The sequence below is a fragment of the Aerococcus sp. L_32 genome (assembly GCF_050689315.1).
Map to the genome: position 1 here is coordinate 1 of NZ_JBOEQF010000507.1, position 1,307 is coordinate 1,307.

At 42.5% G+C, this 1,307-nt stretch carries 3 protein-coding genes; all 3 read left to right on the forward strand.

Features of this window, described 5'->3' with window-relative positions:
- A partial coding sequence (locus tag ACRCJ0_RS14300) for a glycogen/starch/alpha-glucan phosphorylase (protein ID WP_431390884.1) occupies positions 1 to 346 on the forward strand: 346 nt, incomplete at its 5' end.
- A 170-nt stretch (positions 347 to 516) separates the two neighbouring features.
- Positions 517 to 831, forward strand: a complete 315-nt coding sequence (locus ACRCJ0_RS14305) for a PTS cellobiose transporter subunit IIB (RefSeq protein ID WP_418151600.1) — start codon at positions 517 to 519, stop codon at positions 829 to 831.
- A gap of 105 nt (positions 832 to 936) precedes the next feature.
- Positions 937 to 1,307, forward strand: a 371-nt coding sequence (locus ACRCJ0_RS14310) for an ROK family protein (RefSeq protein ID WP_431390885.1), incomplete at its 3' end; no start/stop codon positions are given.

Genomic DNA, 1,307 nt, shown 5'->3' on the forward strand with positions numbered 1-1,307 from the left:
GGAAATCGTAAACCTATACGCAACAGATGGTTACGACCCACAAGACTACTATAAACAAGAACGCATTAAACCAATCGTAGACTTCATTATCTCTGATGAATTGATGGCTTATGGTACTCATGAACGTCTGCAACGTCTATATAACGACATGACCAGCAAGGACTACTTCATGGCCTTGATCGACCTAGAGGAATTCATTGACGTGAAAGAAAAAGTCTACTTGGATTACGAAGACCGTCGCGACTGGACACGTCGTTCATTAATCAATATCGCGAACGCTGGTTACTTCTCAGCTGACCGTACGATTGCAGAATACAATAAAGATATTTGGCACTTAGACCAATAATTCTGTCTGTCAAATACTGAACACATTTGCATAATCAAGAAGGGCCGAGTGGGAAAAAGATCCTGCTCGGTTTTTCTTGTATCTTTGGGACAGGAAGTGGATAATGATGAAAAGGATTTCATTTTATTGCGAACCCTTTGTGGACACAAGTAGGACTGGAGGGTATATAAGTGAAAAAAGCATTAATTGTATGCGCAGGTGGGATGTCATCGTCACTAGTCGCTAAGAAGGCAACCGCACTATTTCAAACACAGGGCACAGACATTGAGGTCGCTGCAACCTCCGTCTATGCCGGACAAAAGGCAATTGAAGACGACCAATTTGATTTGTACTTGGTCAGCCCGCAAACGAGGATGTATTTCGATAACTTAGCCAAATTTGCCCAGCGGATGGCCAAACCTATTGTAAAAATCCCGCCCCAAGCTTACGTTCCACTACCCAAGCAAACGCAGATGTTGGCAGACCTGATAGAAGCGCATATTTAAAGGTGTGTGATCAGAACCAGAATGTATTTTCTGGTTTTTTGCTGCATGTTAGCGTAAAATGGTTGCAATATATCGTAAGCACTTACATTTTTTGGAGGCGGGTTAATGACAGCACAAGCACTATATTTAGGCATTGATATTGGCGGGACAAATATTAAATCAGGATTGGTAGACAAATCGGGTCAGATTACCAACCAAGATAAGCGGAAAACGCCACAGAACTTGCCTGATTTAAAATTAGCTATCATTGATATTGTTAATCAAGCATATGCACAGATGGGCGACCAGCTAAAAGGAGTTGGTTTTTCTGCACCAGGGCAGGTGGTTTCAGAAACAGGTGTCGTCCATGTTGGGGGCGCAATTCCTTTTATCGATGGCTTAAATTTCAAACACTTTATTAAAGAAAATTTTGCCCTACCAGCGGCGGCTATTAACGACGGCAAGGCAGCAGCTCAAGCTGAATTATGGAAAGGTCG